Annotated in this window: 8 protein-coding genes and 1 tRNA gene; 4 read left to right on the top strand and 5 right to left on the bottom strand. The window is 42.9% G+C overall.

From position 1 onward, the window contains the following. Together E1160_RS08650 and arsC are read right to left on the bottom strand one after the other, a co-directional pair. Positions 1–798 (bottom strand): enoyl-CoA hydratase-related protein (locus tag E1160_RS08650; protein WP_155154748.1); only part of this gene is annotated, 798 nt, incomplete at its 3' end. 41 nt (positions 799–839) lie between these two features. Further along, positions 840–1,181, bottom strand: coding sequence for an arsenate reductase (glutaredoxin) (gene arsC, locus E1160_RS08645; protein ID WP_155154747.1), 342 nt, complete (start codon positions 1,179–1,181; stop codon positions 840–842). A gap of 180 nt (positions 1,182–1,361) precedes the next feature. Between arsC and E1160_RS08640 the strand changes: the two genes are divergently transcribed. From E1160_RS08640 to E1160_RS08630, 3 genes are all read left to right on the top strand, one after another. Next, a complete protein-coding gene (locus E1160_RS08640; protein ID WP_155154746.1) occupies positions 1,362–2,258 on the top strand; it encodes a DMT family transporter in 897 nt (298 codons plus the stop codon). A 74-nt stretch (positions 2,259–2,332) separates the two neighbouring features. After that, positions 2,333–3,016 (top strand): GntR family transcriptional regulator, encoded by a 684-nt coding sequence (locus tag E1160_RS08635; RefSeq protein WP_155154745.1) that lies wholly within the window; start codon positions 2,333–2,335, stop codon positions 3,014–3,016. 499 nt (positions 3,017–3,515) lie between these two features. After that, the gene (locus tag E1160_RS08630; RefSeq protein WP_155154744.1) at positions 3,516–3,869 is read left to right on the top strand and encodes a helix-turn-helix domain-containing protein; all 354 of its coding nucleotides are present in this window, start codon (positions 3,516–3,518) and stop codon (positions 3,867–3,869) included. Between the two features lie 121 nt (positions 3,870–3,990). Here the strand turns inward: E1160_RS08630 and E1160_RS08625 are convergent. The 3 genes from E1160_RS08625 to E1160_RS08615 all read right to left on the bottom strand — a co-directional run bounded on the left by E1160_RS08625 (position 3,991) and on the right by E1160_RS08615 (position 5,613). Beyond that, positions 3,991–4,066, bottom strand: a tRNA-Glu gene (locus E1160_RS08625). 127 nt (positions 4,067–4,193) lie between these two features. Continuing rightward, positions 4,194–5,228 carry a threonine aldolase family protein gene (locus E1160_RS08620; protein ID WP_155154743.1) on the bottom strand — a complete coding sequence of 345 codons (1,035 nt, stop codon included), beginning with the start codon at positions 5,226–5,228 and terminating at the stop codon, positions 4,194–4,196. 28 nt (positions 5,229–5,256) lie between these two features. Further along, complete coding sequence (locus E1160_RS08615) at positions 5,257–5,613, bottom strand: hypothetical protein (RefSeq protein ID WP_155154742.1); 357 nt, start codon at positions 5,611–5,613, stop codon at positions 5,257–5,259. A gap of 45 nt (positions 5,614–5,658) precedes the next feature. On the opposite strand from E1160_RS08615, the gene E1160_RS08610 reads away from it, so the two are divergent. Beyond that, the gene (locus E1160_RS08610) at positions 5,659–6,645 is read left to right on the top strand and encodes an RluA family pseudouridine synthase (protein WP_155154741.1); all 987 of its coding nucleotides are present in this window, start codon (positions 5,659–5,661) and stop codon (positions 6,643–6,645) included. Positions 6,646–6,708 lie beyond the last annotated feature (63 nt).

Below are 6,708 nucleotides of genomic sequence, written 5' to 3'. Positions count from 1 at the left end.
TTTGTTTTTAAAGCTGCCTATTCGTTTTTCAAAAAAAGCATTAATCGCTTCCATATGATCTTCTGTACAATGAAGCACCCCCTGTGCAGTTGCACAGGCTTCGAGATGAGGTTCCAATTTTGTAAATTGCCCCTCACGCAGAAGCTTTTTAGTTTCCCGAACAGCTAAAGGCGCATTTTCAGCAATTTTCTCTGCAAGTTTTATAGCCTCATCGACAAGATCTTCTTGTAGGATAATGCGCCCGACAAGCCCTATTTCCAAAGCCTTTTCCGCCTTTACGGGTTCAGCCGTTAGCAGCATTTCAGCAGCGTTACTTTGCCCTATAATCCGTGGCAAGAACCAAGCGGCCCCATCCCCCGGTGCGATGCCAATTTTAACGAATGGTGCACCAAAGCTGGCTTCTGGTGCTGCAAGACGAATATCGCACATACAGACCAAATCCAACGCAGCCCCAAAGGCCGGACCGTTAACAGCAGCAATTACTGGAATATCCAAGTTATAGAAGCGCGGTGGCACACGCAAAATACCATCCAGATAGGCTTGACGAATATCATCCGCGCTGCCTGAAAACATATCCACCTTATCACGCATATGCTTCACATTACCGCCAGCCGAAAAAGCTCTGCCGGCCCCAGTTAAAACAACTGCGCGAATATCTGGATTGGTATGAATTTTATCAAGCGTTTCAAGGAAAGCATCAATCATCACCGGATCGGAAAATGCATTTAGCTCATCCGGACGATTTAATGTCACGGTTGCCACATGATCTTTCACAGATAGTAAAACCGGATCAGACATGATATCTTTCCTTAAAGAAAGAAATAATTAATTAAAGTCGCCTAGAACAATTCCATCACAGCTTCAGGCGGGCGACCAATCCGCGCTTTATCTCCATTCACAACAATTGGGCGTTCAATCAATTTAGGCGTCGCAGCCATCGCAGAAAATAAAGCTTCATCATCTGCCTCCGCTAAATTCTGCTCTTTGTATTCTGCTTCCTTAATACGCATCATCTGACGTGGGCCGACGCCAAGCTTTTCGGCAAGACTTTTTAATTCATCGACAGTCGGTGTAGATTTCAAATACTCAATGACATCAGCTTCGATGCCATGCTCTTCCAACAAAACCAAAGTTTCACGAGATTTGGAACAACGCGGATTGTGATAGATAGAAACAGACATTTCGTTCCCCATTTTATTGATTAATTTCAAGCTGCATATTTTGTATCCATTGGCATTCCCCTTAGCAATGAGAATAATCGGAAAGAATTGAGAATATTTTCGCATGACAAGCAAATGTAACTTGCACCATCCTAGATTTACCGTAGGTTATCTTTCCAACTGATTGGGAAGGCTGCCTTTATGATATTTGCAAAGCATAATTTATCTGAAAACATCACAGGTATGATCTGGATGTTGGCAGCCGTTCTTTTGTTTTCTGCGATGCATGCCATGATACGCATTGCGTCTCATGATGTAGATATTCTAGTTGTCGTCTTCTTCAGAAATTTCTTTGGTATGTTTGTATTGGTACCACTACTTTTCAAACATGGCCTAACGCCCTTAAAAACAAAACGCCCCGGTATGTTATTATGGCGCGCCATTCTTAATTCAGGCGCCATGACATTATATTTTACAGCTCTTGCTGTAGCCCCCCTAGCCGATGTCACAGCACTGAGTTTCCTTGGACCTATTTTCGCAACTGTCCTAGCCATCCTGATGTTTAAAGAACAAGTCGGTTACCATCGTTGGTTTGCGATTATTATAGGTTTTATCGGCGCCTTAATCATTTTACGTCCGGGAATGGTTGAAATTGATACGGGTTCGATTTTAGTCATTATTGCTTCTGTATTATGGGCAGGCGCCTTAATGGTTATCAAACTATTATCTCGCACAGAAAGCAGTTTAACCATCACTTTCTATATGACAATTATGATGACCCCACTGACGCTTATTCCCGCTTTATTTGTCTGGAGCTGGCCAAGCGCGGAAGGCTGGTTATGGTTACTTGGTATCGGCTTGCTTGGCACAATAGCCCAATATGCGATGACTGAAAGCTTACGACTGGGTGACACACATGTTGTCATGCCAATGGATTATACGCGCCTTATCTGGTTGGCTATTTTAGGTTGGCTTCTATTTGCCGAGGAACCTGACTTCTATACCATTATCGGTGGGATCGTCATTGCCTTCAGTGCCAGCTATATTGCATGGCGAGAATCTAGAAAACCGAAAAAAACCGCAGAAATTCAGGCCTAGGAATTGACAATTCGCGACGCATGTCTCAATTTGTGATCACAGCTAAATTTAAGTGATTCGAAAAAAAAGAGATTATGAGTTCAGAGATCGATAATTCAACTCAGGATACACCTGAACACCTGACCTTACAGGAAAAAGTCTATCAACAGCTTAGACTTGACATCATGCTTGGTAATTTTGAGCCTGGTAAAGCCATTACCATTCGTGGGCTCGCGGAAGAATTAGGCACAAGCCCAATGCCGGTACGTGAAGCATTACGTCGCCTTGTGGCCGAACGCGCGTTAGAGCTATTGCCGAACCGTCGCGTGACAGTTCCTAAAATGACTGCAGAGAAATATCGCGAATTGGCCGATGCACGTGTTGCAATGGAAGCATTGGCAGCACGACGTGCAATGGCACATATTACGCCAGACCGCCTTACAGATCTTCGCGAGTTAGATAAGGAAATCGATCAAGCTATTTTACGTAATGATGTAGAAACATATTTAATTAAGAATATGGAATTCCACTTCACTCTCTATCAATATGGTCCTTCACAAATCATCATGCCATTGATTGAAAGCCTTTGGTTGCAAATTGGACCATTCCTAAAAATGGCAATGCGGAGCAAAGGATTAGGCACTGTTGAAGATCAACATCAGGCAGCTATGAAAGCCATCGAGGATAACGATGCCGATAGCTTATCCCGCGCAATCAGTTTGGATATCCTAGACGGAGTAAATCGCCTTCCTGACGAAGAATTCGATAGGATTAACTAAGTTAATGACTAGTACCAAAGGCCGGAATTTGTTCCGGCCTTAATCATTTTACCACCAAATGATTTCCCCATAAGACAATTATCCAAGAGAATGCCCATCCAACTTCGCGATCGATACCTTATAAAAGATTGGCCACATCCTGAACTGTAACAGTTACATCGCTAGCATAACCATTAAGACACCGCCCCCCAACCATATCACCACAAATTATCTGTAAAAAATCAAACATCAGGATAATCGATAATAATTAATTATACCATAAGATGTAAAATTCACTGACCAAATGGTCAGTTTTAAGTTGTTCCCTTATTTTTCTACACCTAGAACTAGATTTTTGTTGTCAACGTCATTTAAGCTGTCTAGATTGATGACCGTTCTATCGCAGCTTTTGGATACGCCTCTTGCAGCGACCCGTTGGTTATTCCTCCGGCATTATTAAAGTTATAAAACTGTCATCAAACTACCTAAAATGACAGGGCTAATGTTATGAGGGATATTCATGCCACATCCAATTGATGTACAAGTGGGACATAAAGTACGTATTGCACGTGCAGCAAAAAATTACAGCCAGGAAAAGCTTGCTCAGATTCTAGGTGTTAGTTTCCAACAGGTTCAAAAATATGAAAAAGGCACCAACCGTATTAGTGCCAGCCGCCTTTGGGAAATTGCCAAAGCATTAGACACAGACATTTCTTATTATTTCGAAGATCAAGATTCAGGTAGCGGTCAAGGTGTAGAAGCGTTACGCAATCGCACTATTGCTTTAGCAAAGCAAATTGATGCAATCCCTAATGAAGATATTCGTAATCAGATTTTAAATTTGATCAAAGCTTGTGGTACCTTGGCAGATTAATTCTGCGACCTCATCGCTTAAAGAAGAAAGCTCGGCATTCATGTCGGGCTTTTTTTGATCCCACAGTCAACCATTAGGGAATAAAAAACCGCTCAAGCATCTCTGCGAGCGGTTTTATAATTGGCATCCCCTACGGGATTCGAACCCGTGTTGCCGCCGTGAAAGGGCGGTGTCCTAGGCCTCTAGACGAAGGGGACATATTTTCTGTCACACGGTGTACCTTGCGACGGGGTGGTTTCTATCTGCTTCCGCCGCCCCTTGCAAGAGGAAAAATGCAAAAAATGTCATTTTTATTTCACTTTCTGCATTTACCTGTGTTTTTCCTTAAATTTCCGTGATAGCAGCTACTAATTTAGAAATATCTTCCTGCTTTGTTACCCAAGAAGTCACCATACGATACGCATCCTTTCCCGCTGCGGGAAATTCATAAAAGTAAAACCCTTGATCATATAACTTCTGCGCCTGCTCAGCTTTCATACGGGAAAATACGATATTTGCTTCGACAGGAAAAATAACATCCAAACTTGGATTAGCTTCAACAGCATCGGCAATCTGCTTTGCCATGTCATTTGCATAATCTGCATTTTTAATCCAGAGATCATTTTCCAAATATGCTTCAAGCTGGGCTGAAAGATACCGCATCTTGGAAAATAGATGTCCGCCACGTTTACGACGAAAAGGCATCTGTCTTGCGATCTCAGAATCCGGATCAAACACCACAATTGCCTCAACATTTAAGCAGCCGTTCTTAGTAGCCCCGAAAGACAATACATCCACACCAGCTTTCCAAGTCATTTCAGCAGGAGTACAGCCTAATGTGCGCAATGCATTGGTAAAACGCGCACCATCCATATGCACATTCATATCAGCCTGTTTCGCGACAGCTGTTAAGTCCTTAATTTCATCCAACAAATAAACCGTACCGGACTCAGTAGCTTGTGTGATAGAAATTGCCGAAGGTTGGGCATGATGCACAACACCTTTCCATCCCATATCTAGATAATCTTGCACCGCTTTCGCAGTCATCTTGCCATTCTCACCCGCGATCGTGATCAGCTTGGCCCCATCCGTAAACATTTCAGGGGCATTACATTCATCTAACTGAATATGGGATTCACTATGACAAAGAATTGAACCATATGATGGCGTCATCGCAGATAAACTAATCACATTCGCAGCCGTGCCTGTTGCAACCGGAAAGACAGCCACTTTACGTTCGAAAATTTCTGATAGTTTATCTTCTACACTCTGTGTAATTTCATCATCCCCATAAGAGGGTAAACCGCCATCATTAATGGTCAGCAAATGCTGAATAATTTCAGGATTTGCCCCCACAGAATTATCAGATGCGAAATTCATCTTCCCTGCTCCACGATACTTTTTGATATTATTTAAATTTGATTGTGCCTAAATGGGTTTTTGTTGATAGATCTAAAACAACCACACCCCCACGACCACCAGAAACATAGCGTAAGAATAGCATGCCATTCTTGCTTTCCATATCACGGATTACAGCCCCTACTGGCAATGGAACTTCCCAGTCACCAAAAGCTTCTAAAGACAAAGTAGGCTCTATTGAACTGATCATATTATAAGACGGTACAGAAGGAACGTCGCCAGTATTTACGACATCAGCATCGTCATTTTTCTTGTGCCAATCATTCATGATACCGTAAAAAAGAACACCAATCCCGGTAACCAATAAGAAACTCATAAAGATGACAACAGTCCGTATAGCCTGCATGAAAAGACCTCGCCTTTTTCTATCCAATGATGTATAGCCCCTTCTATGAGCGAAACATCCGAAATTTTTGAATTTACATTGCCTGACGGTGATATCCCAAAGAAGCAACGTCAGCGTTTGGACCAGTATATTGCCAGTCAAGTGGAAGACCTCTCAAGAAGTCGCGTCCAATCCCTGATCTATGGCAAAATGGTCACTTTGAACGACTGCACCTTAACGGACCCCGCAAGACGGGTCAAACCGGGAGATCGTATAATCGTACAAGTCCCCCCCGCTGAAGATCTGGATGTGCAACCAGAAGATATTCCATTGGATATTGTGTTTGAAGACGAACATTTGCTGATCGTCAACAAGCCTGCCGGGATGGTTGTTCATCCGGCACCTGGCAATACATCAGGCACGCTTGTAAATGCCTTAATGCATCATTGTGGTGATAGCTTATCGGGTATTGGCGGCGTAAAGCGCCCCGGCATTGTGCATCGCATAGATAAAGATACCAGCGGTTTGCTAGTGATCGCCAAATCAGATCAAGCTCACCAAGGGCTTTCAGAACAATTTGCTGCTCATAATCTAACTCGCCAATATCAATTGATTGTCTGGGGATTACCTGCCCCGACTTCTGGATCAATTGAGGGCAACATAGGCCGTCATCCAGTTGACCGAAAACGTATGGCTATTGTTTCAGCACCAGCCGGAAAACATGCAATCACCCATTATAAGACGATAAAGCCACTTCATGCAGGTTCCGCTAGTTTGATAGAATGTGAATTGGAAACAGGTCGCACCCATCAAATTCGTGTCCATATGACATCTATAGGCCATCCTTTAATGGGAGACCCTGTTTATGGAAAAGTGACGAAAGCACGTAATTCCGTTCTATCAAATGAGGCCAAAGACTTTTTACAAAATTTCAACAGACAAGCACTTCATGCAAAAACATTGGGTTTTCAACACCCTGTGACAGGTGAAGAAATCCAGTTCTCATCTTCACTTCCACGTGATTTAGAGGAACTGCTCTATCTTTTAAGTTAATCTCCGAGTATCCTGTAAAAGATACAATTTTCGCGATTGCCACATTTATGCCTTATTTTGGCC

This window comes from Curvivirga aplysinae, assembly GCF_009711445.1.
GTDB lineage: Bacteria > Pseudomonadota > Alphaproteobacteria > UBA8366 > Aestuariispiraceae > Curvivirga > Curvivirga aplysinae.
The sequence above is the reverse complement of the archived record's forward strand: the minus strand, read 5'-3'. Positions and strand labels throughout refer to the sequence as shown.